This window comes from Synechococcus sp. BO 8801 (assembly GCF_002252675.1).
GTDB lineage: Bacteria > Cyanobacteriota > Cyanobacteriia > PCC-6307 > Cyanobiaceae > Cyanobium.
On sequence record NZ_NQKY01000004.1, the window covers coordinates 23,414 to 50,227 of the forward strand.

Annotated in this window: 21 protein-coding genes; 4 read left to right on the forward strand and 17 right to left on the reverse strand. The window is 71.7% G+C overall.

All coding sequences use genetic code 11. From position 1 onward, the window contains the following. Positions 1-67 precede the first annotated feature (67 nt). The 3 genes from CJZ86_RS04460 (at position 68) to CJZ86_RS04470 (ending at position 5,105) form a co-directional block, all read left to right on the forward strand. Entirely contained in the window at positions 68-1,627 is a 1,560-nt protein-coding gene (locus tag CJZ86_RS04460; protein ID WP_094584761.1) for a bifunctional orotidine-5'-phosphate decarboxylase/orotate phosphoribosyltransferase, read from the forward strand. A gap of 43 nt (positions 1,628-1,670) precedes the next feature. Continuing rightward, on the forward strand, positions 1,671-1,892 hold the full coding sequence (locus CJZ86_RS04465) for a DUF3136 domain-containing protein (RefSeq protein ID WP_094584893.1): 222 nt from the start codon (positions 1,671-1,673) through the stop codon (positions 1,890-1,892). Positions 1,893-1,961: 69 nt separating this feature from the next. After that, complete coding sequence (locus tag CJZ86_RS04470; RefSeq protein ID WP_094584762.1) at positions 1,962-5,105, forward strand: efflux RND transporter permease subunit; 3,144 nt, start codon at positions 1,962-1,964, stop codon at positions 5,103-5,105. Here CJZ86_RS04470 and CJZ86_RS04475 read toward each other — a convergent pair. Next, positions 5,102-6,007 carry a TraB/GumN family protein gene (locus CJZ86_RS04475; protein ID WP_158219499.1) on the reverse strand — a complete coding sequence of 302 codons (906 nt, stop codon included), beginning with the start codon at positions 6,005-6,007 and terminating at the stop codon, positions 5,102-5,104. The genes CJZ86_RS04470 and CJZ86_RS04475 overlap by 4 nt on opposite strands. A 105-nt stretch (positions 6,008-6,112) precedes the next feature. On the opposite strand from CJZ86_RS04475, the gene CJZ86_RS04480 reads away from it, so the two are divergent. Continuing rightward, the gene (locus CJZ86_RS04480) at positions 6,113-8,968 is read left to right on the forward strand and encodes a cation-translocating P-type ATPase (RefSeq protein ID WP_094584764.1); all 2,856 of its coding nucleotides are present in this window, start codon (positions 6,113-6,115) and stop codon (positions 8,966-8,968) included. On the opposite strand, the gene hypE is transcribed toward CJZ86_RS04480, so the two are convergent. From hypE to CJZ86_RS04555, 16 genes are all read right to left on the reverse strand, one after another. Then, the gene (gene hypE / locus CJZ86_RS04485; protein WP_094584765.1) at positions 8,937-9,968 is read right to left on the reverse strand and encodes a hydrogenase expression/formation protein HypE; all 1,032 of its coding nucleotides are present in this window, start codon (positions 9,966-9,968) and stop codon (positions 8,937-8,939) included. The genes CJZ86_RS04480 and hypE overlap by 32 nt on opposite strands. Continuing rightward, the gene (hypD, locus tag CJZ86_RS04490) at positions 9,961-11,079 is read right to left on the reverse strand and encodes a hydrogenase formation protein HypD (RefSeq protein ID WP_094584766.1); all 1,119 of its coding nucleotides are present in this window, start codon (positions 11,077-11,079) and stop codon (positions 9,961-9,963) included. The genes hypE and hypD overlap by 8 nt, the downstream gene beginning before the upstream one ends. After that, positions 11,076-12,110 carry a dihydroorotate dehydrogenase-like protein gene (locus CJZ86_RS04495; protein WP_094584767.1) on the reverse strand — a complete coding sequence of 345 codons (1,035 nt, stop codon included), beginning with the start codon at positions 12,108-12,110 and terminating at the stop codon, positions 11,076-11,078. Before CJZ86_RS04495 ends, hypD begins: the two co-directional genes overlap by 4 nt. Next, positions 12,107-15,709, reverse strand: coding sequence for a pyruvate:ferredoxin (flavodoxin) oxidoreductase (gene nifJ / locus CJZ86_RS04500; RefSeq protein ID WP_094584768.1), 3,603 nt, complete (start codon positions 15,707-15,709; stop codon positions 12,107-12,109). The genes CJZ86_RS04495 and nifJ overlap by 4 nt, the downstream gene beginning before the upstream one ends. Then, positions 15,706-15,912 (reverse strand): HypC/HybG/HupF family hydrogenase formation chaperone, encoded by a 207-nt coding sequence (locus CJZ86_RS04505; RefSeq protein WP_233133836.1) that lies wholly within the window; start codon positions 15,910-15,912, stop codon positions 15,706-15,708. The genes nifJ and CJZ86_RS04505 overlap by 4 nt, the downstream gene beginning before the upstream one ends. Next, positions 15,854-16,594 (reverse strand): Kae1-like domain-containing protein, encoded by a 741-nt coding sequence (locus tag CJZ86_RS17260; protein ID WP_502690418.1) that lies wholly within the window; start codon positions 16,592-16,594, stop codon positions 15,854-15,856. The genes CJZ86_RS04505 and CJZ86_RS17260 overlap by 59 nt, the downstream gene beginning before the upstream one ends. Then, positions 16,495-18,342: a carbamoyltransferase HypF gene (hypF, locus tag CJZ86_RS04510; protein ID WP_233133838.1), complete on the reverse strand. Its 1,848-nt coding sequence runs from the start codon at positions 18,340-18,342 to the stop codon at positions 16,495-16,497. Before hypF ends, CJZ86_RS17260 begins: the two co-directional genes overlap by 100 nt. Continuing rightward, a complete protein-coding gene (gene hypB, locus CJZ86_RS04515; protein ID WP_094584770.1) occupies positions 18,339-19,079 on the reverse strand; it encodes a hydrogenase nickel incorporation protein HypB in 741 nt (246 codons plus the stop codon). Before hypB ends, hypF begins: the two co-directional genes overlap by 4 nt. A gap of 115 nt (positions 19,080-19,194) precedes the next feature. Continuing rightward, entirely contained in the window at positions 19,195-20,052 is an 858-nt protein-coding gene (locus CJZ86_RS04520; protein ID WP_158219500.1) for an outer membrane protein, read from the reverse strand. A 523-nt stretch (positions 20,053-20,575) separates the two neighbouring features. Next, positions 20,576-20,917 carry a hydrogenase maturation nickel metallochaperone HypA gene (gene hypA / locus CJZ86_RS04525; protein WP_094584772.1) on the reverse strand — a complete coding sequence of 114 codons (342 nt, stop codon included), beginning with the start codon at positions 20,915-20,917 and terminating at the stop codon, positions 20,576-20,578. After that, a complete protein-coding gene (locus CJZ86_RS04530; RefSeq protein WP_094584773.1) occupies positions 20,910-21,359 on the reverse strand; it encodes a hydrogenase maturation protease in 450 nt (149 codons plus the stop codon). Before CJZ86_RS04530 ends, hypA begins: the two co-directional genes overlap by 8 nt. Further along, a complete protein-coding gene (locus CJZ86_RS04535; protein ID WP_094584774.1) occupies positions 21,356-22,798 on the reverse strand; it encodes a Ni/Fe hydrogenase subunit alpha in 1,443 nt (480 codons plus the stop codon). The genes CJZ86_RS04530 and CJZ86_RS04535 overlap by 4 nt, the downstream gene beginning before the upstream one ends. Positions 22,799-22,808: 10 nt before the next feature. Then, positions 22,809-23,387 carry an NADH-quinone oxidoreductase subunit B family protein gene (locus CJZ86_RS04540; RefSeq protein ID WP_094584775.1) on the reverse strand — a complete coding sequence of 193 codons (579 nt, stop codon included), beginning with the start codon at positions 23,385-23,387 and terminating at the stop codon, positions 22,809-22,811. A gap of 8 nt (positions 23,388-23,395) precedes the next feature. Next, on the reverse strand, positions 23,396-24,115 hold the full coding sequence (gene hoxU / locus CJZ86_RS04545) for a bidirectional hydrogenase complex protein HoxU (protein WP_094584776.1): 720 nt from the start codon (positions 24,113-24,115) through the stop codon (positions 23,396-23,398). Further along, complete coding sequence (locus tag CJZ86_RS04550) at positions 24,115-25,710, reverse strand: NuoF family protein (protein ID WP_094584777.1); 1,596 nt, start codon at positions 25,708-25,710, stop codon at positions 24,115-24,117. Before CJZ86_RS04550 ends, hoxU begins: the two co-directional genes overlap by 1 nt. Positions 25,711-25,764: 54 nt before the next feature. Continuing rightward, a complete protein-coding gene (locus tag CJZ86_RS04555; protein WP_094584778.1) occupies positions 25,765-26,802 on the reverse strand; it encodes a type 2 periplasmic-binding domain-containing protein in 1,038 nt (345 codons plus the stop codon). Positions 26,803-26,814: the final 12 nt, after the last annotated feature.

The window sequence follows — 26,814 nt, forward strand, 5'->3', positions numbered from 1 at the left end:
CCTGTGTCACCCCCTCGCGCAGGCGCCGGCCCTCGCCTTAGCACCTTGGGCACCAACCCCCCGCGCGATGGGCTTCTTCGTCCAGCTCACCGACGCCATCGCCGCCCGTCAGTCGCTGCTGGTCACCGGCCTCGATCCCAACCCGGAGATGCTGCAGGCCTGGGCCCATCGCCGCGGCATGGGTGGCCGTTCGTTTCTCTCCCAGGCCCGCCACTGGATCAAGGCGGTGGTGGAGGCCACCGCCGACCACGTCTGCGCCTACAAGCCCAGCCTGGGCTTCTACCAGGCCCTCGGCCCGGTGGGACTGGAACTGCTGCGGGAGGTGCGGGAGCTGGTGCCGCTCGACATCCCCCTGATCATCGACACCAAGCACGGGGACCTGAACAGCTCCTCGGCGCTGGCCCACTACCTGTTCCGCGAACTGGGCGCCGACGGCGTCACCCTCTCCCCCCTGGCCGGCCAGGACATCGCCGCCCCGTTCCTGCTGTATCCCGACAAGGCGGTGGTGATCACCTGCCACAGCTCCAACGCGGCCGCCCGGGTCCTGCAGCACCACCCCAACGAGAGCGATCCCCTCTATCTGCGCATCGTGCGGGAGTGCCAGCTCTGGGCCACCCCCGACCAGCTGCTGCTGGAGGTGGGCACCAGTGACCCGGCGATCCTGGCCCGGGTGCGCCAGGAGGCCCCGGAACGGTTCCTGATCCTGCGCAGCCTCTGGGGCGAGGAGGATCGCCTCGACGCCCTGCTGGAGGCCGGGTTGAGTCCGGCCGCCGACGGCCTGCTGATGCCCCTGCCCCAGAACCTGCTGGTGGAGGACGACATCGCCGTCCGCGCCGCCGCCCTCAAGCAGCGGATCAGCGAGCGCCGGGACCGCTGGCTGGAGCGGCGGGCGCCGGACCAGGGCGAGGCCTGCAGCCTGTGGCTGCCGGAGCGTCGCCCGGACGGCGGCGCCGATGCCGGGGCCGGCGCGGACGCCGATGGCTCCGGCGATCCCCTGGCCAGCCTGATCCTCGACCTGTTCGACATCGGCTGCCTGCTGTTCGGCGACTACGTGCAGGCCTCGGGAGCCGTCTTCAACTACTACGTGGATCTGCGCCAGATCATCTCCGATCCCAACCTGTTCCACCGGGTGCTGCACGCCTACGCCGGCCAGCTCGGGGAGCTGGTCTTCGACCGCATCGCCGGCATTCCCTACGGCTCCCTGCCCACCGCCACCGGGCTGTCGCTGCAGCTGCACAAACCCCTCCTCTATCCCCGCAAGGAGGTGAAGGCCCACGGGGCCCGCCGCCTGATCGAAGGGGATTTCGAGGAGGGCGACCGGGTGGTGGTGGTGGACGACATCCTGATCACCGGCAACAGCGTGCTCGAGGGCATCGCCAAGCTGGAAAGCTCCGGCCTGGAGGTGGAGGACGTGGTGGTGTTCATCGACCACGGCGGCCGGGCCGACACCAGCGCCCGCGAGCGGCTCGCCCGGGCGGGCTACCGCTGCCACGCCGTGCTCGACATCGCCCGCATCACCGCGGTGCTGCACGCAGCCGGGCGGCTCAGCGATGACCAGGCCGCCACCCTCGGCCATGCCCCAACGACCCTGGCGCCGGACGTCGAGGGGATACTGGCCAGCTCGTAGAGTGGAGCAGCACCCCTGCAAAACCCGGGTGCCCCCTTCCGCCATGCCCCAGGTCCAGGGTCAGCCCCCCACGATCGGAGAGCTGGAGGCGAAATATTCCCTTTACTGCAAGGCGATGCGGCTCCTGCTGAAGGAGGGCCGCACCATGGAGGCGATTCAGAAGACGGTCTGCTGGAGCCGCCTGGAGCAGCTCCATATCTGCCTTCCCAGCCGCTACAAATCCCCGGATTACCTCTATGCCGTGCTGAAACGCGACCTGCGCTGATCGCGGGCCGGCTGCCGCCCCTGCCAGGATCGGGCGGCGATCAGGGTCGGTGCCCACCCAGGCGTTTCCGTGAAGTCGATCTCCGACCCCTTCCTGCGCCGGCCGGTGCTGACGCTGGTGCTGAGCCTGCTGGTGCTTCTCGGCGGCCTGATCAGCCTGCCCGGACTCAAGGTCGAGAACCTGCCGCCGATCGCCCCGGGCCGGGTATCGGTCAGCGCCAGCTACCCGGGCGCCAGTCCGGAGGTGGTGGAGCAGGGCGTCACGACCCTGCTGGAGAAACAGTTCAACGGCCTGGAGAGGCTCGATTCGATCCGATCCACCAGCTCGGCCAACGGCAGCAGCATCTCCCTCGGCTTCGAGGGCGGCAATCCCGAGATCAACCAGATCAACACCCAGAACGAGGCGGCGGTGGTGAGCCGCCAGCTGCCGGCCCAGGTGGCGCGCTTCGGGGTGCAGGTGCGACGCACCTCCGATGACCTGCTGATGACACTGAGTTTCAGTGCCAGTCGCGACCGTTACGACGCCACCTTCCTGAGCGGCTGGGTGGACCAGGTGATCCGCGACCGGCTGCAGCGGGTGCCCGGCGTGGGCGAAGTGCGGCTGTTCGGGGGAAGCTCGCTCGCCTTCCGCCTCTGGCTCGATCCGTTGCGCCTGGAGGAACGCAATCTCACCATCAGCGAGGTGCGCGATGCCCTCGAGGAGCAGAACGTGCTGGCCGCCCTTGGCCAGGCCGGGGTGGCTCCCTCCCCCGATGACCAGCTGGTCACCCTGCCGCTGCGCATGGAGGGACGGCTGCGCACCGCCCAGGAGTTCGAATCTCTGGTGGTCGACCGCAGTGCCAACGGGGGCGTCACCCTGCTGAAGGATGTGGGCCGGGTGAGCCTGGGCAGCGAGAACTACGAATCGATCGCCACCGACCTGAGCGGCAAGACAGCGGTGGCTGTGGGGATCTTCCAGCGGGACGGCAGCAATGCCCTGGAGGTGAGCCAGGGAATCGACCAGGCCCTGGAGGAGCTGGGGCCCCGCTTTCCGCCGGGGGTGGATCTCCAGGTGATCGTGGATGAGGCCGCCTCGATCCGGACCAGCATCGACCGCACCACGGCGAGCCTGCGTGAGGCGGTGCTGCTGGTGTTCCTGGTGCTGCTGCTGGGGCTGGGGAACAGCCGCCTGGCCCTGATCAGCGCCTCGGCGGTGCCGGTGGCCCTGATCGGTTCACTGGCCGTGCTCCGGCTCAGCGGGGATTCGATCAACACCCTCACCCTGTTCGGCATGGTGCTGGCCAGCGGCCTGGTGGTGGATGACGCCATCGTGGTCAGCGAGGACATCGGCCGGCGGCTGGAGAATGGCCGCCCCCCCCTGGACGCCGCCCGCGAAGCCATGGCGGAACTGGGCGGTGCCGTGATCGCCACCTCCCTGGTGCTGATCGTGGTGTTCCTGCCGGTGCTGACCCTGGGGGGCAGCCTGGGCCGTCTCTACGCCCCGATCGCCCTCACGATCGGTGGCACGATCGTCTTCTCCACCTTCAACGCCCTCACCTTCACCCCGGTGGCCGCCAGCCGGCTGCTCCACGCCGATCGCCGGGAGCCCGCCTGGCTGCTGCGCTGGATCGATCCGCCCCGGCGGGCCCTCGAGCGTCTGGAGGGCCCCTACGACCGGCTGCTCAGCCGTGTGCTGGGCTGGCGGCGTCGCGTGGTGGTCGGCCTGCTGATCGGTCTGCTGCTGACGGGCCTGGCGTTCGAGCAGCGGCCCAAGGCCTTCATCCCCCAGGAGGACAGCGGCCAGCTGCGGGGGGTGCTGCTGCTCCAGGACGGCATCGCCCTGCCCCGCACCCAGCAGGTGATGGAGCAGGTGCGGGAGGTGATGGACCAGGAGCCCCTGATCCGCTTCGCCAACTTCTACGCCGGTCGCTCCTTCGGCGACAGCTCCCCCAACAAGGGGATCTTCTTCCTGAGGCTCAAGCCGATCGAGGAGCGCCCCGGGGCCGACCAGAGCGCGGCCGCCGTGGCCGAACGGCTGAACAGACGCCTGCGCCAGACGATCACCGACGCCACGGTGATCGTGAGCGAATCCCCCACGGTGCGGGGCTTCAGCAGCGAAAGCGGACTGGAGTTCGACCTGCTCGACACCAGTGGCGGTCGCCTCAGCCTCGGGGAGTTCCAGCAGGAGGCCGAGGCCTTCATCGCCGCGGCCCGGCAGACGGGCGCCTTTGACCAGGTGGGCACCCGCTTCAGTGCCGACGCTCCCCTGCTGCGGCTGATCCCCGACCGGCTGCGCATGGCCTCGCTCCAGGTGGATCTCGATGAACTGGTGAGCGTGCTCGGGGCCAGCTTCGGCAGCGACTACGTCAACGACAGCTTCGAAGGCGACCAGGTGCGCAAGGTGATCGTCCAGCTCGAGGGCGAGGCCCGCCGGGATGCCGATGACGTGCTGGCCCTGCAGGTGCGCAACCGCACCGGCCAGCTGATCCCCCTGGCCCAGATCGTGCAGGTGGAAGCCGGCACCGGCCCCACCACCATCAACCACACCCGCCTGGTGCGCTCGATCAGCATCCGGGCCCAGCCGGCCCCGGGGGTGAGCAGCGGCCAGGCCATCGCCCTGCTGGAGCAGCTGCAGCGGGACCGGGCCAGCACAGCCACCGACCTGGAGTGGGCGGGGCTGGCGAGGGAAGAGGCCCGGGCAGGGGGCGGCAATCTGCAGGTGTTCGCCCTGGCGGTGCTGGTGATGCTGCTGGTGCTGGCCGGCCTGTACGAGAACTTCGCCGATCCCTTCATCATCCTGGTCACCGTGCCCATGGGGGTGCTCGGTGGGGTGCTGGGGCTGGCCCTGCGGGGCCTGCCCCTGGACGTCTACGGCCAGATGGGCCTGCTGGTGCTGGTGGCCCTGGCGGCGAAGAACGCGATCCTGATTGTCGAATTCGCCAACCAGCGCCTGGCGGAGGGGATGCCCCTCGATGAGGCCGTCCACGGCGCCGCCGTCGCCCGTCTGCGGCCGATCCTGCTCACCGCCTTCTCCTCCCTGGCGGGCTTCCTGCCCCTGCTGTTCGCCACAGGAGCGGGTGCGGCCAGTCGCACCAGCATCGGCACGGTGGTGTTCTTCGGGCTGCTGGTGGCCACTGTGCTGACCCTGTTCCTGGTTCCCACCCTTTACCGGATCGTCAAGGGCTGGGAGCTCAGCCTGGGCGCTGGCCACGGCCGGCGGGGCGAACAGGCCTAGGGATCCGGCCGCCAGGCCCCATCCACGAACCGCTCCGGCTTCAGCCCCTGCTGCCGCAGCAGGGCGATCAGCCCCCGGTCGCCCATGAGGTGCATCAACCCCACCACCACCAGGGTGTCGTCAGGGCGCCGCAGGAACCCCCGCACCGGAGCCACCCAGGCCCCATTGCGCCGTACCACCAGCCGCTCGTGGAGATCCGGCCGCTGGCGGTAATCCCCGAGCAGGAGGGCCTCGAGACGGGGCAGGTCGCCGGCCCGCCAGGCGTCCTCGAGGGCGTCGAGCCGGGGCCCGACCCCATCCAGTTCCTTCAGGGTGACCTCCAGCAGCTGCACCTGGTCGGTCCTGGGCAGGCCGTCGAACAGCTCGAACTGCTCGGCCGGGGTCTCCAGGCCATCGATGGGCTTGCGGTCGGCGGCGGCCCTGGCCTGGAGCTGGCCCTCCACCCCGCTGTCGGGGGAATAGCCCCGTTGCAGGAACTCGGCGGAGGCGAGCAGCAGGGCCACGGCCCAGGGCTCGAAACGATCGATCGCCGCCTCGGGCAGCCCCAGGCCCGCCAGGCGCGGCTGCAGGGTCCGCCAGGTGGCCGGCGGCAGGCCATCGCGCAGGGAGCGGCCGTCGGGATCAAGGGCCCGCGCCACCAGCTCACCGGCCAGGGCCGCCGGGCTGATGGCATCCATGTCGAGCTCCATGGCCAGCCGCTCCGCCTCCCCGTAGGCCAGGCCATAGGACGGGGGGAGTCCGGCCCGGTCGCGCCGCAGCTGGTGCAGGGAGCCGGCGATGAAGACGGTGCCGGCGCCGTCCCGCACCCGCCAGAGGGTGCCGACCTCGGCCGCTGCCGCCGGAAAGGTGGCCAGGACCAGGGCCGCCACAGCCACCAGGCGACGCCGCATCGACCGGGGCATCTGCGGTGGCATGGGCAGCGGCATCCACAGGCCAAGGGACGCTAGCCACGTCACTTCGCCCGACCCCGGGCTGGCCATGCTGAACGTGGCCTCCGCCGCCGATCCGTGCTGCTCGCCGCCTCCCAGCCGATCTGGTCGCTGCCGCTGGAGGGCGTCCACCAGGCCCTGCAGACCACACCGGAGGGCCTTGGCAGCGGGGAGGCGGAACGGCGGCTGGCGCGATTCGGCGCCAACCGTCTGCCGCCCCTGAAGCGTCGACCCCTGGCCCTCCGCTTCCTGGACCAGATGGTCCACTTCATGGCCCTGCTGCTGTGGGTCGCCGGCGGTCTGGCCTTCGCCGCCGGGACCCCCCAGCTGGGCTGGGCCATCTGGACGGTGGTGGTCATCAACGGCGTCTTCTCCTTCTGGCAGGAGTTCCAGGCCGAGCGCACCCTGGCCGCCCTCACCCGCGCCCTGCCGAGCCAGGTGCAGGTGTGGCGTGACGGCCAGCTGGGCTTTCTGCCGGCGGAAGAGCTGGTGGCCGGCGATCGGATTCGGCTCGAGGAGGGGGACAGGGTTCCGGCCGACTGCCGGCTGAGCGAGGCCCATGCGCTCTATCTGGACCTGTCGGTGCTCACCGGCGAATCCCTGCCGGTGGCCCGCCGCAGTGAGGCCCTCGAGGGCAGCCAGCTGCAGGCGAAGGTCAGCACCGGTGAGCGCATCAACCTGGTGATGGCCGGCAGCACGGTGGCTTCCGGACGGGGGGAGGCCTTCGTCTACGCCACGGGCCCCGAGACCGAATTCGGACAGGTGGCCAGGCTGGCCGCCGGCACCGCCCGCGGGGCCAGCACCCTGGAGGTGCAGGTGAGCCGGATCGTGCACACGATCTGCACCATCGCCGTCACCATGGGACTGCTGGCCTTCGGCCTCAGCGTCCTGCTGGTGGGGATGAACCCCCTGGAGAGCGTGGTGTTCGCCACGGGCATCATCGTGGCCAACGTGCCCGAGGGGCTGCTGCCCACGGTGACCATGGCCCTGGCCATGGCCGTGCAGCGCATGGCCCGGCGCAAGGCGCTGGTCCGCCGCCTGTCGGCGGTGGAGGCCCTCGGCTCGGTCAGCGTGATCTGCTGCGACAAGACCGGAACGCTCACCGGCAACCGCATGGCGGTGGAAAGCACCTGGCTGCCGGTGGCCGGGGAGGGGCTGGAGCGGCTGCTGCTGCGCTGTGCCGCCCTCTGCTCCAACGCCCGTCTGGAGCCGGCCACGGCCGGGGGCAGCAGTGCCGCCGAACCCTGGCGCGCGGTGGGGGATCCCACCGAAACGGCGATGCTGCTGGCCGCCGCCGCCGCCGGCCTGGCGCCGGGGGAGCAGCCGGGCCGGCATCCGCGACGCCGCGAAATCCCCTTCGACTCCCATCGCCGCCGCATGACCGTGCTGGTCGACTGGAGCGACGGGGCCGATGACCTGCCGATCGCCAGCGGGGGCTCCCTGCTGATCACCAAGGGGGCGCCACTGGATGTCCTCGACCACTGCACCACCTGGTTGTCGCCCGGGGCGGACCTGCCCCTGGACGCCGCCCTGCGCCAGCGGGTGGTGGAGGCCAATGACGGTCTGGCCGCCCGGGGCTACCGGGTCATCGCCGTGGCACTCCGCCGCGGCGACGGGGGATGCGGCGAGGCGCCGGCGGAGGCCCTGGAGAGCGCCCAGATGTTCCTCGGCCTGCTGGGTCTCTACGACCCGCCCCGTCCGGAGGTGCCGGACGCGATCCGTCAGTGCCGTGAAGCCGGCATCAAGGTGACGATGGTCACCGGCGACTATGGCCTGACGGCCCAGGCGATCGCCCAGCAGATCGGCCTGCTCGACCCGCCCGGACCCAGGGCCGGATCGACGGCGCAACAGCAGGCCAGCGCCGACCCGGTGCGGGTGATCGAGGGGTCCACCCTGGCCCAGATCAGCGACGTGCACCTGCGCCAGCTGCTCAAGTTCCGCAGCAGGCTGGTGTTCGCCCGCATGGCGCCGGAGCAGAAGCTGCGCCTGGTGCAGGCCTACCGCGCCCTCGGCGACGTGGTGGCGGTCACCGGCGACGGGGTCAACGATGCGCCGGCCCTGCGCGCCGCCGATGTCGGTCTGGCGATGGGGATCAGCGGCACGGACGTGGCCCGCGAAGCCGCCGACATCGTGCTGCTTGACGACAACTTCGCCACGATCGTGCAGGCCGTCCGTTATGGCCGCTCGGTGGTGACCAACATCGGCCGCTTCATCACCTACGTGCTGGCGTCCAACGTGCCGGAGGTGCTGCCCTTCCTGGCGATGGTGGCCGTCGGGATTCCGGCTGCCCTCACGGTTCTGCAGATCCTGGCCGTCGACCTGGGCACGGACCTGCTGCCGGCCCTGGGGCTGGGGGCCGACCCCCCCGAACCCGGCGTAATGCGCCTGCCCCCGCGCCCCAAGGGCCTGCCGTTGCTCAACCGGGCCGTGATGGTGCGGGCCTATCTGGTGCTGGGGCTGGTGGAGGGCCTGGTGGCCATGGCGGGCTATCTGCTCACCTGGCGGGCCAACGGCGTGGGCTGGAGCCAGCTGCGGGTCCTGGCCCCTCAGCTGCTGCATCACACGGCTGACGCCGGCGTGGTGGCGATCCAGCAGCAGGCCACCACCGTCACCTTCTGTCTGATCGTGGCCGGCCAGATGGGCACCCTGCTGGCCTGCCGCAGTGAGCGCCGTCCCGCCTGGGCGATGCTCGCCATCCCCAATCCGATGCTCTGGCTGGGACTGATCAGCGAGCCGCTGCTGGCCAGCGCCCTGGTGCTGCTGGCTCCGGTGGCGGCGGTGTTCGGGATGCGGCCATTCCCGATGGCCTGGCTGGGGCCGATGGCCCTGGCTCCGCTGCTGGTGATCCTCGCCGATGCCCTCGACAAGCGCTGGCGCCACGCTGGACAGGCGCCGCCAGGCTTCAGCAGATCCGCGGCAGCAGTTCCCCGCTGAGGGGCACCAGCACCCGCTCACTGCCGTAGGGGGTGCGCAGCAGCACCCGGCCCCGGGGGCGGCCGGCTCCGGGACCCGCTTCCAGCACCCGGCCGATCCAGGCCCCACCTGCCGGCGCCAGCACCTCCAGGGCCCGCTGCCGATCGGCCTCGGGCACCACCGCCAGGAAGCGGCCCTCGTTGGCCAGGTGCAGCGGGTCGAAGCCCAGCAGCTCGCAGGTGCGCCGCACCGGCTCGGCCACCGGGATGCGCTCCTCCTCCACCAGCAGCTCCAGCCCGCCGGGGGCCGCCAGCTCCTGCAGGGCACTGGCCAGGCCGCCCCGGGTGAGATCCCGCAGGCAGTGGAGCCGAACCCCCGCTCCCAGCAGCGCCTCCACCGCCGGCCACAGGGGCATGCAGTCCGTGGCCAGGGGGGGCTGCAGATCCAGGCCATGGCGGGCGGCCAGAATCGCCACCCCGTGGCGGCCCAGGTCGCCGCTCACCAGCAGCTGGTCCCCGGGGACGATCGCCAGCGGATCGATCGGCGCGTCCACCTGCAGCAGGCCGATGCCGCTGGTGTTGAGGAAGGCCCCGTCCCCCTTGCCCCGCTCCACCACCTTGGTGTCGCCGGTGACGATGGTCACCCCGCAGCGCCGGGCCGCCTCCACCATCGAGCTGACGATGCGGCGCAGCAGGGCCAGCTCCAGCCCCTCCTCCAGGATCAGGCCCAGGCTCAGCACCAAGGGCCTGGCGCCGGCCATGGCCAGGTCGTTGGCGGTGCCCGTCACCGCCAGGGTGCCGATGTCGCCCCCCTCGAACTCCAGGGGCTGCACCACGTAGCTGTCGGTGGTGAAGGCGAGCCGGCCGTGGGGCAGGGACAGGCGGGCGGCATCGTGCAGCACCTGGTCGGGGTCGGCGTAGAGGCAGCGCAGCTCGGCGTCGATCAGCTGCTGCATCAGGGTGCCGCCGCCGCCATGGGCCAGCTGGATGCGGGGGGTGGCGGGCGGGGCCGGCTCAGCCACGGCGGCCGTAACGGTGGTAGGCGGCGCAGGCCCCCTCGGAGGACACCATCGGCGCCCCCAGCGGATGCTCGGGGGTGCAGGCGGTCCCGAAGGCCGGGCAGTCCATGGGCCGGGCGCGCCCCTGCAGGATGCGGCCGCTGATGCAGACGCCCGCCGGCTCGACCCCGGCCTCGGGGCCACCGGGCATGTCGCTGAAGCGGGCCCCGGCCTCCAGGCTCCGGAACGGTGCCCTCAGCCCCAGGCCGCCCCCCGGGATCACGCCGAAGCCCCGCCAGGGCCGGTCCACCGGCTCGAACACCGACTCCAGCAGGGCCCGGGCGGCCGGATTGCCCTGCTGGCGCACCACCCGGCCGTAGGCATTCGCCACCCGCGCCTCACCCCGCTCCAGCTGGCGCACGCAGGCCACCAGCCCCCGCATCAGATCGAGGGGCTCGAAGCCGCTCACCACCACCGGCACCCGGTGCCGATCCGCCAGCTGCTCCAGCTCCGCGGTGCCCATCACCGCGCACACATGCCCCGCCGCCAGGAAGCCCTGCACCTGGTTGCCCTCGGCCACCAGGATCGCCGCCATGGCGGGGGGCACCCGCACGTGGGCCGCCAGCAGGGAGAGGTTGGCCGCCCCGGCGGCCATCGCCTGGCGCACCAGCAGGGCCGTGGCCGGGGCCGTGGTCTCGAAGCCCACCGCCAGGAACACCACCTGGCGATCCGGATGGCGCCGGGCCAGGGCCAGGGCCTCGAGGGGGGAGGTGAGCAGGCGCACATCGCCCCCCTCGGCCCGCACCCCCAGCAGATCCCCCGGCCCGTCATCGGCGGCACTGCCCGGCACCCGCAGCATGTCGCCGTAGGAGCAGAGGATCACCTCGGGCCGGCGGGCCAGGGCCCGGGCCGCATCGATGGTGGCGGCGGGCGTGACGCAGACCGGGCAGCCGGGGCCGTGGATCAGCCGCAGCCCGGGGGGGAGCAGCTGGTCGAGCCCCCAGCGCACGATGGCGTGGGTCTGGCCGCCGCACACCTCCATCAGGGTCCAGGGGCGGGTGGTGATCGCGGCCAGCTCGGCCGCCAGCTCCCGCACGGCGGCCACCTCCGCCGTCGCCGCCAGCGGAGCACTCACCAGGGCCCCGGCGCCGCCGCGGCATCGGCGGGCAGGAAGGTCTGAACGGCGCGCATGTACTGGGAGCGCTCGTACTCGCTGGGATCGGGGCAGCGCTGCTGGCTCATGCAGCCGATCAGCTCCCGGGCCGTGGCGTGCTCGTGCTCCAGCAACCACTGGGCCAGCTCCTCCTCCAGCCCCGCCAGCCGGCCCGGACCGTGGCGCAGCAGGGCGGCCACCACCTGGGTGATGGCGGCGCCGGCCATCAGCAGCCGCACCACGTCGGTGCCGCGGTGCACGCCGCCGGTGGCCGCCAGATCAAGCGGGTGGCGGCCGTGCAGCAGGGCGATCCAGCGCAGGGGCAGCCGCAGGTCGTGGGGGGTGGACAGCAACAGGTTGGGTCGCACCTCCAGTTCCTCGATGTCGATGTCGGGCTGGTAGAAGCGGTTGAACAGCACCAGGCCATCGGCCCCGACGGCGGCCAGCCGCTTGGCCATCGCGCCGAAGTTGGTGAAGAAGGGGCTGAGCTTCACCGCCAGGGGCAGGGTCACCTCGGCGCGCACCTCGGCGACGATCTCCAGCACCTGGTTCTCGATCGCCGCGCTGGAGAGATCCGGATCGGTGGGGACGGAATAGATGTTCAGCTCCAGGGCACTGGCGCCGGCCGACTCCATCCGCCGCGCCACCTGCACCCACTGGCCCGGGTGGGCGCCGTTGAGGCTGGCGATCACCGGCACCGCCAGCCGGGAGCGGGCCTGCTCCAGGTGGCGCAGGTAGAGGTCGTGGCCCACGTGAAAGATCGAGGGCTCGGGGAAGTAGCTGAGCGCCTCCCCGTAGCTGTCGGCGCCCTGCAGGGTCACCCGGTGCAGCTCCAGCTGGTCGCGCTCGATCTGCTCCTCGAACAGCGAATGCAGCACCACGGCCGCGGCGCCGGCCTCCTCCAGCCGCAGCAGCTGGTCGATGTCCTCGCTGAGGGGAGCGGCGGCCCCCACCACCAGGGGGCTGCGCAGCTCCAGGCCCAGGTAGGTGACGGACAGATCGGGGCGGGTCATGCCGGTGCCTCGCTGGGGGATGGGGCCGGGGTGCCGGCGAGGGCCTGATACATGGCCCAGCGCCGGGTCACCTCCAGCTCCGCCTGACGCGCCAGGGCCCGGGCCCGCTCCGGCTGGCTGAAGGAGAGCATCCGGAAGCGGTTCTCCGTGGCCATGGCTTCGGCCAGGGGTCGTTTCTGACCCCGGCTGTCGATCTGCAGCGGGTGCTCGCCCCGCTCGGTGCGGCGCGGGTCGTAGCGGTAGAGCAGCCAGCGGCCGGAATCCACCGCCGCCTTCTGCTGCTCCATGCCCCGGGCCATGTCGATGCCGTGGGCGATGCAGTGGGAGTAGGCCAGGATCAGCGACGGCCCCGGATAGCTCTCCGCCTCCAGGAACGCCCGCACCGTGTGCTCGTCGCGGGCCCCCATGGCCACGCTGGCCACGTAGACCGTGCCATAGCTCATCATCATCAGCCCGAGATCCTTCTTGGGGGCCGCCTTGCCGCCGGCGGCGTACTTGGCCACCGCCGCCCGGGGGGTGGCCTTCGACATCTGGCCGCCGGTGTTGGAGTACACCTCGGTGTCGAGCACCAGGGCATTGACGTCCCGGCCGCTGGCGAGCACGTGGTCGAGGCCGCCGAAGCCGATGTCATAGGCCCAGCCGTCGCCCCCCACCAGCCAGACGCTCTTCTTGACCAGGGCATCGGCCAGATCCAGCAGACGGGCGGCTTCGGGGGCCTCCGGTGCCATGGCGTGCAGCAGGCGCTTGAGCTCCTCCACCCGCTGCCGCTGGGCGACGATGCCGGCCTCGTCGTGCTGGTCGGCGTCCCGGATCGCTGCCACCAGGGCCCCGGGCAGCAAGGGCTCGGCCCGCTCCGGCGCCGGCCCCAGCCGCTCCAGCAGTTCGAGGGCCATCTGGCGCTGCTGGTCGATCGCCACGCGCATGCCCAGGCCGAACTCGGCGTTGTCCTCGAACAGGGAATTGCTCCAGGCGGGACCGCGGCCCTCGGCATTCATGCTCCAGGGGGTGGTGGGCAGGTTGCCGCCGTAGATGGAGGAGCAGCCCGTGGCGTTGGCCACCAGCATGCGGTCGCCGAACAGCTGGCTGGCCAGCTTGAGGTAGGGCGTCTCGCCGCAGCCGCCGCAGGCGCCGGAGAACTCGAACAGGGGCTGCTGCAGCTGCTGCTGGCCGATCCTGTGCAGGTTGAGGTCGCCGCGGGCCATTTCGGGCAGCCCCAGGAAGTAGTCCCAGTGGCCGCGGCCGGCCTCACGCAGGGGGCGCTGGGGGGCCATGTTGATCGCCTTGCGCTTCGGCTCGGTGCGGTCCCGGGCGGGGCAGACCTCCACGCACAGGGCGCAGCCGGTGCAGTCCTCCACGGCCACCTGGATCGTGAAGCTGCGGCCCGCCAGGTCCGGATCACGGGCCGGGGCCTGGCGGAAGCCCTCCGGTGCGCCCTCCAGGGTCTCCGGCGCCACCGCCTTGGCCCGGATCACGGCATGGGGGCACACCATGACGCACTTGCCGCACTGCACGCAGAGGTCGCTCTCCCACACCGGCACGGTCTCGGCGATGTTGCGCTTCTCCCACTGGGCCGTGCCCGTGGGCCAGGTGCCGTCGCAGGGCAGGGCGCTGACGGGCAGGGCATCGCCGCGCCGCTCCAGCAGCGGCCCGATCACCTCCCGCACGAACAGCGGAGCCTCGGCGAGCCGGTCGGCCGCAGGGGCCGGTGGCGGCAGGTCGTCCTCGGCCGGCAGCTGGCGCCAGTCGAGGGGCAGGAGGTTGTCGAGCGTGGCATCGAGGGCGCGCAGGTTCATGGCCACCACCGCCTCCCCCTTGCGGCCGTAGGTCTTGCGCAGGGAGGCACGGATCTGCTCGATCGCCTCCTGGCGCGGCAGCACGCCGCTGACGGCGAAGAAGCAGGCCTGCATGACCGTGTTGATGTGGTTCCCCATGCCCGCCTCCCGGGCCACCCGGTAGGCGTTGATCAGCCACACCGACAGCCCCCGCTCCCGGATGCCGCAGCGCAGCGACGCCGGCATCCGCCGCCAGCTTTCCTCGATCGGGAAGGGGCTGTTGAGCAGCAGAACCCCACCGGCGTCCAGGCCGGCCAGCAGGTCGAAGCGGTCGACGAAATCCCACTGGTGGCAGGCCACCAGGGTGGGGCGCTCGATCAGGTAGGGGGCGCGGATCGGCCGGGGGCCGAAGCGCAGGTGCGACACCGTGACCGACCCCGACTTTTTGGAGTCGTAGACGAAGTAGGCCTGGGCGAACAGGTCGGTCTGCTCGCCGATGATCTTGATCGTGGCCTTGTTGCCCCCCACGGTGCCGTCCGATCCCAGGCCGTAGAACACGGCCCGCACCTGGTCGGGCCCATCCACGTGGAAGTCCGCCGCGACGGGCAGCGAGCGATGGGTGACGTCGTCGTCGATGCCGACGGTGAAGTGGTTGCGGGGCTGGCTCAGCAGGAGGTTGTCGAACACCGCCTTGACCATCGCCGGGGTGAACTCCTTGGAGGAGAGGCCGTAGCGGCCGCCCACCACCCGGGGCAGGGGGCGATCGCCGTGGCAGGAGCGCCACTCCTCGCTGAGGGCCGCCACCGCATCGAGGTAGAGGGGTTCACCGCCGGCTCCCGGCTCCTTGCAGCGGTCGAGCACCGCCAGGGATTGCACCGTCGGTGGCAAGGCGGCGGCGAACAGGGACGCCACGAAGGGCCGGAACAGGCGCACCTTCAGCACACCCACCCGATCGCCGGCCGCGATCAGGGCCTGAACGGTCTCGTCGGCGGTCTCGCAGCCGGAGCCCATCAGCACCACCACCCGCTCGGCGGCGGCGGCGCCCACGTACTCGTAGGGGCCGTACTGGCGGCCGGTGAGGCCGGCGAAGCACTCCATCGCCTCCACCAGGTGGCCGGGGAGGGCGTCGTAGAAGCGGTTCACCGACTCCCGCGCCTGGAAGTAGACGTCCGGGTTCTGGGCCGTGCCCCGCAGCACCGGATGGTCCGGGGAGAGGGCCCGCTGGCGGTGGGCCGCCACCGCCTCCATCGGCATCAGGGCGTGGAGCACGTCGTCGGCGATGGGCTCGATCTTCTGGATCTCGTGGGAGGTGCGGAAGCCGTCGAACATGTGCAGGAACGGCAGCCGCCCCTTCAGGCTCGCCCGGGTGGCGATGGCGGCGAAGTCGCCGGCCTCCTGCACCGAGGCGGAGCAGAGGATGACGCAGCCCGTGCCGCGGCAGGCCATCACGTCGCTGTGGTCGCCGAAGATCGAGAGCCCCTGGGCCGCCAGGGAACGGGCCGCCACATGCAGCACGGCGGGGGTGAGCTCGCCGGCCAGCTTGTAGAGGTTGGGCACCATCAGCAGCAGCCCCTGGGAGGCCGTGAAGGTGGTGGTCAGCACCCCCGCCTGCAGGGCCCCGTGGACGGTGCCGGCGGCGCCGGCCTCGCTCTGCAGCTCCACCACCGCCGGCACCGTGCCCCAGAGGTTGGGGCGGCCTTCGGTGTTCCAGGCGTCGGCCCACTCGCCCATCGGCGAGGCGGGGGTGATCGGGTAGATGGCGATCGCCTCGTTGAGGCGGTAGGCCACGAGTGCCACGGCCTCGTTGCCGTCGACGGTGATCGTCATGGGGGGTCGTCCTCGACGAGGCTGAGGGCCAGGCCCACGTGCACCAGCACCCGATCGCCGACCGCCGCCTCGGGCAGACAGGCCAGGCTCACCTGCTGGCGCACCCCCCCGAAATCCACCTCGGCCATGCGCCAGAGGCCGTCGTCATCGCCGGAGTCGCCCGCCGGCGGCTGGACCCGGATCGAGAGGATGCGAGCCGGCACGGCCAGGCACATGGGGTGGGTTCGGCTCGGGGGCACTCCACCCGGTTGTAGGCGCGCCGACCGGATCTGCCCACGGACCGCCCACCGCCCAGACCTGCCCCAGGGCCAGCCCGCCATCGCTGCAGGGCACCACCTCCGGCCAGAACGGCCGCAGGCCGCGGGAGCGCAGCGCCGCGATCGCGGCCTCCAGCAGCAGCCGGTTCTGGAAGCAGCCCCCCGCCAGGGCCACCGGCACCCCCCCACGGGCAGCCGTGGCGAGGGCGACCGCGTCGGCCAGGGCCTCCGCCAGGGTGTGGTGGAAACGGGCGGCGCAGAGGGCCGGCGGCGCGCCGGCGGCGATCGCCGCCAGCAGAGCGTCCAGCAGCGGTTCCCAGTCGAGCCAGCCCAGGCTGGGACCAGCGGCGGCGGTGCCCGCCGCGACGGCCTCGGGTGGCAGCAGGGGGAGGGACCAGCGCCCAGGCTCCGGGGGAGCGGCGGCGGCGGCCCCTTCCAGGCGCAGACCCCCCTCGCCCTCGTAGCTCTGCACCTGCACCAGCCCCAGCAGGGAGGCGACCGCATCGAACAGCCGGCCCATGCTGGTGGTCAGGGGGCAGTTGCAGCCGCTGGCGACGGCCTGCAGCAGCAGGCGGCGCTCAGCGGCCGCGAAGGCCGCCAGGCTGTGGCGGGCGCCGGGGTGCCCCAGGGCCCGGGACCCGAGGGCCGCAGGGCCACCAGTCGCTCGCAGGAGGGATCGCCGGGCCCGCCCAGCAGCAGCAGCTCTCCGCCCCAGAGCTGGGGGCCGCCGTCGGCCCCCGGGGCGTAGCCGAGCCCATCCCAGGTGACGGCCAACAGCGGGAAGGGCAGCCCGTGCTCGGCCAGCACGGCCAGGCCGTGGGCCCGGTGGTGCTGCACCGTTTGTTGCGGCCACGGCTGATCGGCGGCGAGCTGGTGGCTGAGGTAGCCGGGGTGGGCATCGCAGGCGATCCGCGTCAGCCGCCCGCCCCAGCGACGCTCGATCGCCGCCAGACCGTCGGCCAGCCGCGACAGCAGACGGCCCTCGGCCAGGTCCCCCAGGTGGGGGGCCAGCCACAGCCGCCCGTCCAGCGCCAGGGCCGGCGCACTCTTGAGATCCCCCCCAAGGGCCACCACACCATCGGGCGCCGCACCAGGACCCGCCGCCAGCACCAGGGGCTCCGGGGCATAACCCCGGGCCCGGCGCAGCAGGGCCGGCCGGCCATCGATCAGCTGCAGCACCGAATCATCCAGGGGGCGGGCGATGGCGCGGTCGTGCACCAGGAAGACATCGGCGATGGGGCCGCCGGCCCCGGCCCCCAGCCGCTGCACCGCTTCGGCGGGATCGATGCAGAGCGGCTCACCGCTGGGGTTGCCGCTGGTGGCCACCAGGGGCCCGCCGAAGGCGCGCGCCAGCAGATGGTGCAACGGCGACGCCGGCAGCATCGCCCCCAGGGAGGGGCTGCCCGGGGCCACCCCCGGCAGGGCGTCGGTGGCGGCCAGGCGGCGCCACAGCAACACGATCGGGGCGGCGGGATCCGCCAGGGCCCGTCGCTCGGCGGCGTCGATGACGCAGAAGGGGGCGAGGGCCTCGGCCTCGGCCACCAGCAGGGCGAAGGGCTTGGCGGGCCGTCGCTTGCGCCGGCGCAGCCGGGCCACCGCCGCGGCGTTGGTGGCATCCACCAGCAGCTGGAAGCCGCCCACGCCCTGCAGGGCCAGGATCTTCCCTGCCGCCAGGAGGTCGCAGCAGGAGCGGATCAAGGCGGCGGGGCTGCCGTCGCCGCCGGCGGAACCCGCCAGGGGCGCCCCGGACCCATCAAGAAGCGCCAGCCGCGGCCCGCACACCGGGCAGGCGATGGTCTCGGCGTGGAAGCGGCGATCGGACGGGTCCTCGAACTCCCGGCGGCAGGCCGGGCACAGGGCGAACGGCGCCAGGGTCGTGTGGGCCCGGGTCCAGGGCTCGGCGGTGGCGATGCTGAAGCGGGGACCGCAGTCGCAGCAGCTGATGAAGGGATAGCCGAAGCGGCGATCGGCGGGATCGGCCAGTTCCACCAGGCAGGCGGGGCAGGGGGCCCGGTCGGCCACCAGCGACGACGCGAACAGATCGACCCCGAGCGGCACGGCCTGGCCGGTCACGATCCGGACCCCCGCCTGGAACGGACCCGCCGCGGGGGCGGCGGCCGCCGACCAGACGGGATCCAACGGCTCCAGTCGGGCCCCGGGGGGCAACAGGAGCGGCAGGCGCCGCAGGAACGCCTCCAGCGAAGGCCGGTCCCCCTCCAGCCGCAGACGCACCGTCCCCGGGCCGTTCTCCACCTCGCCGCTGAGCTCCAGTTCGGCGGCCAGCCGATGCACCAGGGGCCGGAAGCCGACCCCCTGCACCACGCCGCGGCACTCCAGGTGCAGCCGGGCCCGGCCGTCCCCAGGCGACCGGCTCACCCGGCGACGGCCACCCGCTCCAGGCCGAGCGCCGCCAGCAGGGCGGCGATGCCCTCACCGGTGCGGGCGGAAAGCTCCACGATCCGGGCCTGGGGGGCCACCCGGGCCACGTTGCGGCGGGCCTGGTGGGCATCGAAGCCGCAGGCCCCGGCCAGATCTCCCTTGCTGATCACCACCACATCGGCGGAGTGGAACATGGCCGGGTACTTCAGGGGTTTGTCCTCCCCTTCGGTGACCGACAGCAGCACCACCCGCTGGCTTTCGCCCAGGTCGAAGGCGGCCGGGCAGACCAGGTTGCCCACGTTCTCGATCACCAGCAGCTCCAGGCCCGCCAGGGGGTGACCAAGGTGGTCGAGCTCATGCAGGGCCCTGTGCACCATCGCCGCCTCCAGGTGGCAGGCCTGGCCGGTGGTGATCTGCAGGGCCGGCACACCGGCGGCCCGCAGGCGACGGGCATCGTTGTCGGTGGCCAGGTCCCCCACGATCACCGCCATTGGATGGCGCACCGCCGGAGACGACGGCGCCAGCGCCAGGGCCAGCCGCTCCAGCAGGGCGGTCTTGCCGGAGCCCGGCGAGGAGAGCAGGTTGATCACCCGGACGCCGGCGGCGGCGAAATGCTCCCGGTTGGCCGCCGCCTGGGCATCGTTGTGGACCAGCAGGCGCTGGCCCAGCTCCAGGTGCCGCGGGGCCTCAAGGGCGGGGGCGACCGGTTGGCCGCAGTTGCAGTCGACACACATCGCAGGATCGACCCCAGACAGGAGAGCGGCACGGAAAAGCCCCGCCGGGGCCCGGCCACGCCCGAAGGCTAAGCACGGAGTTCCGACGGGGCCGGGGCCCTGAGAGCCGCCGTGATCACCACAGGCCGCGGATCGGCGCGGGGGCCGGTTCGGGCTGGAAGACCGGCGCTGGAGCCGGTGCGGGCTGCATGACGGGTTCCGGCTCCGGGGTGGGAGCGGGCGCGGCCGCCACTGGGCGGGCACCGAAGCGGTAACGGAAGCCGATCTTGCCGCCGAAGCTGTTGAAAGCGTCGAAGGTCAGGTTCTCGGAGGAATACCCGCCAGCGCCTTGATAGACGCCCTCAAGGTAGACATCGGAGTTGTAGCTCATGGCGTAGCTGACACCGACCTTGGCCTGCCAGCCGAACAGCCCCTTGTTGACGCTGTTGGTGGGGAAGCCGTTGAGGCTGAAACTCGGGGTGCTCAGGTTGGTGTACCCGATGCCACCGCCGATGTAGGGCGTCCAGCGGCTGTTGGTCTCGATGTCGTAGTAGAGGCTGGCCAGCACATCATTCTTGTTGATGATGCCGGAGACGTTGTTGGTGAAGGGCACGATACCGAAGGCACCGAAGCCGATCGGATTGGCGGCACCAACGGCGTTGAGGCTGGCCCGGCTGTAGCCGTAGGTGAGCTCGGCGCGCAGGGCGCCGAAGTCGTAACCGACGCCCACATCACCGGAGAAGCCGCCGCCGAGGTCAAGTTTGGTGGAGTTGTTGTTGCCGAAGTTGAACAGCAGCGGCGTGAAGAAGGGTGAAACGAGCGTGCCCGTGCTGTTGACCGTCTGGTCGCTGGGGGTCTGGGCGCCGGCACCGATGGTGAGGTACCACCCCTTGGCGGAATAGACCTCCTTCACCACCGGCTGGGGGTAGGTCTGGGCAATGAGGGTGGCGTCCGGAGCAACCTGGGAATCCAGGCTTGCCCTGGGGGCTGCCACCGAAGGAGCGGATTCCAGGGCCGGAACCGCCGTGGCGGCAGGATCACTGGGCCCGGCCTCCACAAGCCCGGGAAGACCTGCGGACGATTCCGAAGTCACGGGATTCGTCACGGGCTCGGTGCGCTCGCCAGCAGGCCTGAGCTCCGCCATGGCGGGACCGCCAAGCAGGAGACCACCGGTTGCGGCGATTCCCACCCCGCGGAGAAATGTCCTCGTGAAATTCTTCGTGAAATTCCTTGTGGAATAAGTCATGGGGGTTGCGCTCCTCTCACTCATTTACAAATAAACCCGCGCCATGGACGAATTTGCAGGCCATGGACAGCATCAGTCCTGGCACAGAGTGGCGAAAAAAAGAAAACTTGCACAAGTTTACGTTTCGCACCTGAATCCAGTGCCGATCGGCGTTGTACATAAAATAGGCAGAACTTATTCTGGCCCTGATAGGGATCACCGCCAGCCTCGGGACGTTCGGCACCATCGACGGCCCCAGCGACGGCCCCAGCTCCCCATCAAGCCTGGCGGATCAGTCGAGGTCCAGGGAGGCCAGCTGCAGTTCCCGGCCCCGCAGCAGCTCCCGGCTGATGCGGCCGCAGCGGGGGCACTCGCAGCAGCCATCGCGCGCGGCGAAGGGTTGCTCGCAGGCGGCACAGAGGCATTCGGCGCTCACCGCCTCGATCACCAGCCGGGAGCCGGCGGCGATGGTGCCCGCCATCACCACCGTGTGGGCCAGCCGCAGGGCCTCGATCTCCACCCCCGCCAGGCTGCCCACCAGCAGGGTGATGGCGGTGATGCGGCCGGCCCCGTGCAGGGCGGCCTGCTCCAGGGCCTGCTCCCGCACGGCGTCCATGAGGCTCAACTCATGCATGGGGCGCCGCCGCCTCCTGCAACCAGCCCCGCAGCAGCCGGCGCGCCTGGGGCAGCTGGCGCCGCAGCTGGGGCGAGAAGCGCTCGCCCCAGGAGAAATCGAAGGCCGGCACGAGCAGCTCATGGGCCGGCACGCAGCGGTCGAACAGCTGCTCGGCCAGGGCCAGCAGCCGGGCGGGCGCCACCCGGTGCGTGTCCCGCTCCCAGCCATCCGTGGCCAGCAGGGGCCGCAACAGGCAGCGGCTGCGCGGGGGCGCCAGCCAGGCGTCCACGATCAGCAGTCGGTCGGCCCCGGCCACGGCTTCAGCCAGTTCGGGGGTGAGCTGGTGGCGCTGCAGACCAAGGCCCTCCACCAGGTGCCAGCCCACCCCGTCATCGCCGCGCAGGGGGTTGCCGATGCCGATCAGCAGCGCGCCTCCGGTGCCGACGCCGGCGCCGGTCATCCCCGCAGGCGCTCGGCCAGCACCGTGCCATCGGCGGCCAGCAGCTGCAGGCGCAGCGGCATCTGGCCGGCGGCGTGGGTGGAGCAGGAGAGGCAGGGGTCGAAGCAGCGGATGCCCGCCTCCACCCGGTTGAGCATCGCCTCGGGGATCTCGGCGCCGGCGGGGACCGGATCGGGGATGTACTCCCGGGCGATCTGGTGCACCGTTCGGTTCATGGCCAGGTTGTTCTGGCCGGTGGCGATGATCAGGTTGACGCTGGTGAGCAGGCCGTCGTCATCCACCTTGTAGTGGTGGAAGAGGGTGCCCCGGGGCGCCTCGCTGACGCCCACCGCCTCATTGCGGTTGAGGGAGGCCCGCAACCGGATGCGGCCGTGCATCAGCTCGGGGTCGGCCACCAGGATCTCAATCGCCTCCAGGCAGGCCACGATCTCCACCAGCCGGGCGTGGTGGTAGGCGAAGCTCGAGGTGGCGGGCTGGCCGCTGCGCTGGCGCAGCTCAGCCAGCTCCCGGTCGGCCCAGGGGGTGCCGACGCTGTCGCAGACGTTGAGCCGGGCCAGGGGGCCCACCCGGTAGATGCCGTCCGGATAGCCGAGGGGTTTGTAGTAGGGGAACTTGAGGTAGCTCCAGGGTTCCACCGCCTCGCCAAGGAAATCGGCGTAGTCGTCCTCGCTGAGCTGGTCGGCCACGATCGCCCCGGTGGCGTCCCGGAAGCGGATGCGCCCCTCGATGTGTTCCCAGAGCCCCTTGGGGGTCACCAGGCCCATGAACAGGCTGGGGAAGTCGCCGAAGACCAGCTGCTCCTTCTGCAGGGGGCCATCGAGCAGCTTCTTGTAGAGCTCCAACGCCAGGGTCACCGTGGCGCGGGCCTCCGGCAGGCGCTCCAGGATCCAGTCCCTGGCCTCCTGGCTCAGGGGCGAGCGCACACCCCCGGGCACGGCCCAGGCGGAGTGGATCTTGCGGCCGCCCAGCAGCTCCAGGATCTGCTGGCCGAACTGGCGCAGGCGGATGCCGGCCCGGGCCAGGTCGGGGTCGGCGGCCATCAGGCCGAAGACGTTGCGCCTGGCCGGATCGCTCTCCCAGCCCAGCAGGAAATCGGGGCTGCTGAGGTGAAAGAAGGAGAGGGCGTGGGACTGGGTGAGCTGGGCCAGGTTGAGCAGCCGCCGCAGCTTGTCGGCCGCCGGGGGGATCGAAAGGGCCAGCAGCTTGTCGCCGGTCTTGGCGGCCGCCAGCAGGTGACTCACCGGGCAGATGCCGCAGATGCGGGCCGTGATGCCCGCCATCTCGGTGAAGGGGCGGCCCTCGCAGAACTTCTCGAAACCCCGGTACTCCACCACGTGGAAGCGGGTGTCGGTGAGGTGGCCGGCCTCATCGAGGTGGAGGGTGATCTTGGCGTGGCCCTCGATACGGGTCACCGGATCGATAATGACGGTGCGGGTCATGGCGAGGTCCTCATCCGAAGCGCAGCATGGCGGGCCCCTCCATCACGGGCCGCTCGCCGGCCATCAGCGGGGTGATCGCCTCACGGATGCGCTCGGCGGAGGGGGGGCAGCCCGGCAGGTAGAGGTCCACCGGGATCACCTCATGCAGGGGCAGCACCTTCGGCAGCAGTTCGGGGACGATGCCGGGGGCGAAGGGCAGCTGGCCCGTGGCATCGGCCAGCTCCAGGTAGCCCCGCTCCAGCACCGCTTTGGCGCCGTCATGGCCGCCATCGAGCAGGTTGCGCAGCCCGGGCACATTGGCCGTCACGGCGCAGTCGCCGAAGGAGATCACCAGGGCCGTGCGTTCGCGCACCTGCAGGGCCAGCTCCAGGTTGTCGACGTTGGCCACCGCCCCCTCCACCAGGGCGATGTCGACGTTCTCGGGGTAGATCTTGACGTCGGTGCCGACGGGAGAGAAGACCACATCCACCTTCTCGGCCAGGTCGAAGAGGAACTCGTCGAGATCCAGGAAGGACATGTGGCAGCCGGAGCAGCCCGCCAGCCAGACGGTGGCGAGGCGGAGCTTGGCGGCGGGCGGGGTGGGGGTCATGGGTTGGGTCACTGGTTGTGCCATCGGTGCTGGTCGCGGGCGCTGCGCAGCAGGGCGGGCAGGCTGGCGTCGGGCTGTTTCTCGGCGGTGGTGTCGGTGTTGCGGAACAGGGCGCCGGTGGGACACACCTCGACGCACTTGCCGCAGGAAGTGCAGGCCTGCACCTGGCCCCAGGGCTCATCGAGGCCGGCGACGATGTGGCAATGGCCGCCGCGGCTGCCGATGTCCCAGACGTGGGCCCCCTCGATCTCGTCGCACACCCGCACGCAGCGGGTGCAGAGGATGCAGCGGTTGTGGTCGAGGGTGAACTGGGGGTGGGAGGCATCCACCGACCGCTGGGGGTACTGGTAGGGGAAGCGGGAGTGGTCCATGCCCACGGTCACGGCCATGTCCTGCAGCTCGCAGTGGGTGTTGGCCACGCAGACGGCGCAGACGTGGTTGCCCTCGGCGAAGAACAGCTCCACCGTCATGCGGCGGTACTCCCTGAGCCGAGGGGTGTGGGTGTGCACCACCATCCCCTCGGCGGCGGCGGTGCTGCAGGCGGGCAGCAGCTTGGTGGACCCCTCCACCTCCACCAGGCACAGCCGGCAGGAGGAGACGGGATTGAGGCCATCGAGGTGGCAGAGGGTGGGGACGTCGGCCGCGGCGGCCCGGGTGGCCTCCAGCAGGCTGGCGCCGGCCGGCACCGCCACGTCCTGGCCATTGACGTTGAGGGTGACGACGGCCATCAGCGGACCCTCGCGGTGGCGACGCAGTCCGAAGGTTCCCGGCAGGCGGCCTCGTATTCGTGGCGGAACCAGCGCAGGGTGCTGAGCACCGGATTGGGGGCCGCCTGGCCCAGGCCGCAGAGGCTGGTGACCTTCACCATCTGGCAGAGGGCATCGAGGCGCTCCATGTCCTCGGCGGTGGCCCGGCGCTCCACGAAGCGATCGAGCAGCTGGGCCAGCTGCACGGTGCCGGCGCGGCAGGGGACGCACTTGCCGCAGCTCTCGTTGACGCTGAAGCCCATGAAGTGGCGCGCCACCTCGGGCATGGAGGTGCTCTGCCCCATCACCACCATGCCGCCCGAGCCCATCATCGAACCCAGCTCCAGCAGGCTTTCGTAGTCGACGGGGGTGTCGAGCCGTTCCGCCGGGATGCAGCCCCCCGAAGGTCCCCCGGTCTGCACCGCCTTGATCGGTGAGCCATCGGGAACGCCGCCGCCGATCACCTCCACCACCGTGCGCAGGGGGGTGCCCATCGGCACCTCCACCAGGCCGGTGTTGACCACCGCCCCGGAGAGGGCGAACACCTTGGTGCCCTTGCTGTGCTCGGTGCCCATGGCGGCGTACCAGTCGCCGCCTTCCCGCAGGATCGCCGGCACGGCGGTGAAGGTCTCGACGTTGTTGATCAGGGTGGGCGCCCCCCAGAGGCCCGACTGGGCCGGGAAGGGCGGCCGTGGCTGGGGCATGCCCCGCTGACCCTGGATCGAGAGCAGCAGGGCCGTCTCTTCGCCGCAGACGTAAGCGCCGGCCCCCACCCGCACCTCCAGCCGCAGGTTGAAGCTGGTGCCGTGGATGTGGTTGCCGAGCAGGTGTCGGCTGCGGGCCTGCTGCAGGGCCAGCCGCAGCCGCTCGATCGCCAGGGGGTATTCCGCCCGCACGTAAACGAAGCCCCGCTCGGCGCCGACGGCGTAGGCGGCGATCGCCATCCCCTCGATCAGCCGATGCGGATCGCTCTCCAGCACGCTGCGGTCCATGAAGGCGCCCGGGTCGCCTTCGTCGGCGTTGCAGACCACGTAGCGGGGGCCGGGGGGCTGGAGGGCCACCGTGTCCCACTTCAGGCCCGTCGGATAGCCGGCACCGCCACGGCCGCGCAGGCCGCTGCGGCGCACTTCGTCCCGCACCTGCTCGGGCGTGAACTCCTGCAGGATGCGCTGCAGCTGGGCGTAGGTGCCGAAGGCGATCGCGTCGTCGATGGACTCGGGATTCACCTGCCCGCAGCCCTCCAGCACCACGGGCCGCTGCAGGGCGAAGAAGGGACCCTCCAGATCGATCCGATGGGCCGCCAGGTCATCGGCGGGGTTGGCGAGGGTTTCGGCGATCAGGGCCCCGGCCTGCTCCGGCGCCAGCCCCCCGAAGAGCTGGGTGCGGCCGGGCCGGTCGCAGGCCACGAGCGGGCCGCTGCCGCACTGGCGCAGGCAGCCCACCGGCTTGATCGTCAGCTGGGAGGGATCGAGGCCGGCGGCGTCACGGGCGCCCTCCAGGGCGGTGCGCAGGGCCTGGCTGCCGGCGGAACGGCAGCCACTGGCATCGCAGCAGCGCACCTGCACAGGGGAAGGCATGGTGAACCGGGGGCGCCTTTCCTTCTGCTAGCCAGGAAATGGCCGGGGCGCCGTTCAGCGGCCCTTGACGAGGCCCCGGGCAATGGAGTCTTCCGTGGCGGGCAGGGGGGTGTTGGCCGGGATGACGCCATTGGCGTAGAGCACCTGGCGGATCTGTTCCAGCAGCGGGGGCAGGTTGTTCTGTATCGGGTCGAGCAGCTCGTACTGCTCCTGGGGCCCGGGATAGCGGACCCCCCCCAGAACCGCGTCGGCGGCGCCGGGATCGAGGCCGAGGTAGTCGGCCACCTCATGGCGGATGGCGGCCGGACGTTGCCTCTCCTCCGCCCGCACCGCCTGCCAGCCCTGGACGAGGGCCAGGACGGCATCGGGGTGAAGGCGCAGAAACTCGGGTTCGACGGCGAGCACATCGAGGATCTCGTTGGGGAGCTGCCGGCTGGTGAACAGCGTGTGCAGCGGCAGGGCGCGCAGCAGAAGCTCGCTGCGGGGTGGGTAGCTGACCACCGCCGCCACCGTTCCCTGCCGCAGGGACGCCTCCCACGCGGTGGCGGGCAGGAACCGGAGCTGGGACGGCAGCGGAGGGGGCAGATCCTGGGACTCGAAGGCGCGGGCCAGCAGGTAGCGGGAGAGGCTGCTGCGGTCGAGGGCGATCGGCCGGCCGACCAGGCCCTTGAGATCCTTCACGGTCTTGAGGGCCAGCACCTGGTCGCCACCGCGGGATTCGTCGATGACGTAGACGATCACCGGACAGCGCTCCGGTGCCGCCCCGCAGATGGTGACCACATCGATCGCCGTGGTGGCGATCGCCTGGGCCGCCCCCGCGACGTAGGCCTGCACCGCCCGGTCGTTGTCGGCGAAGTTGCGCAGGTCCAGCGTGAGTCTGCGGGGGTCGTAGTGCTGCCGGGCCTGGGCCAGGGCGAAGTAGGCGTAGCCCGGCCAGGGATTCATCGCCAGCACGAACCGGGGAGGCTGGCCTGGGCAGCCGATCAGCAGCGACAGCACCAGGGCCGCCAGAGCCACCAGCGCACCATTCCGTTGCCGCCAGCCCTTCCGGCGCCACCCCGGGGGATTGGCGAAGCCAGCGACAGCCCCCATGGGTGGGCCAGA

What these genes read in the sequence shown, in the direction of transcription:
- CJZ86_RS04555 (WP_094584778.1), bottom strand. Translation starts at nt 26,802, where the DNA reads ATGGGGGCTGTCGCTGGCTTCGCCAATCCCCCGGGGTGGCGCCGGAAG.
- CJZ86_RS04460 (WP_094584761.1), top strand. Translation starts at nt 68, where the DNA reads ATGGGCTTCTTCGTCCAGCTCACCGACGCCATCGCCGCCCGTCAGTCG.
- CJZ86_RS04540 (WP_094584775.1), bottom strand. Translation starts at nt 23,387, where the DNA reads ATGACCCCCACCCCGCCCGCCGCCAAGCTCCGCCTCGCCACCGTCTGG.
- nifJ (WP_094584768.1), bottom strand. Translation starts at nt 15,709, where the DNA reads ATGACGATCACCGTCGACGGCAACGAGGCCGTGGCACTCGTGGCCTAC.
- CJZ86_RS04535 (WP_094584774.1), bottom strand. Translation starts at nt 22,798, where the DNA reads ATGACCCGCACCGTCATTATCGATCCGGTGACCCGTATCGAGGGCCAC.
- hoxU (WP_094584776.1), bottom strand. Translation starts at nt 24,115, where the DNA reads ATGGCCGTCGTCACCCTCAACGTCAATGGCCAGGACGTGGCGGTGCCG.
- CJZ86_RS04475 (WP_158219499.1), bottom strand. Translation starts at nt 6,007, where the DNA reads ATGCCCCGGTCGATGCGGCGTCGCCTGGTGGCTGTGGCGGCCCTGGTC.
- CJZ86_RS04465 (WP_094584893.1), top strand. Translation starts at nt 1,671, where the DNA reads ATGCCCCAGGTCCAGGGTCAGCCCCCCACGATCGGAGAGCTGGAGGCG.
- CJZ86_RS04550 (WP_094584777.1), bottom strand. Translation starts at nt 25,710, where the DNA reads ATGCCTTCCCCTGTGCAGGTGCGCTGCTGCGATGCCAGTGGCTGCCGT.
- hypA (WP_094584772.1), bottom strand. Translation starts at nt 20,917, where the DNA reads ATGCATGAGTTGAGCCTCATGGACGCCGTGCGGGAGCAGGCCCTGGAG.
- CJZ86_RS04495 (WP_094584767.1), bottom strand. Translation starts at nt 12,110, where the DNA reads ATGACCCGCCCCGATCTGTCCGTCACCTACCTGGGCCTGGAGCTGCGC.
- CJZ86_RS04530 (WP_094584773.1), bottom strand. Translation starts at nt 21,359, where the DNA reads ATGACCGGCGCCGGCGTCGGCACCGGAGGCGCGCTGCTGATCGGCATC.
- hypB (WP_094584770.1), bottom strand. Translation starts at nt 19,079, where the DNA reads ATGTGTGTCGACTGCAACTGCGGCCAACCGGTCGCCCCCGCCCTTGAG.